The sequence below is a fragment of the Phosphitispora fastidiosa genome, assembly GCF_019008365.1.
Classification (GTDB): Bacteria; Bacillota; Thermincolia; order Thermincolales; family UBA2595; genus Phosphitispora; species Phosphitispora fastidiosa.
Window position 1 is genome coordinate 1 of sequence record NZ_JAHHUL010000217.1, and the last position, 236, is coordinate 236.

Genomic DNA, 236 nt, shown 5'->3' on the forward strand with positions numbered 1-236 from the left:
GGCCGACGGTCGAGGTTGCCGCACCCAGGCACAGGTTGACCGCGCGCTGCAGCTCATTGCCGGAAACGGCGCGAAGCGCGGTGATGGCTTCCGGCGTGAAGACGATGGCGGCGATGAGCAGGCCACCAAGTGCGGTGGGCGCGCCGAAGCTGGCAATGCCATGGTCGAGCAGCGAGGCCAGGCTCTTCGACAGCAGCACGATCGGCAGGATGTTCAGGATCAGCAGCAGCGTGTGG

The 236-nt window shown here is 66.9% G+C and carries 1 protein-coding gene; it reads right to left on the reverse strand.

Annotated features, from left to right (window positions below):
• Positions 1-236: hypothetical protein (locus Ga0451573_RS19570; RefSeq protein WP_231685889.1), on the reverse strand; the 236-nt coding region annotated here is incomplete at both ends.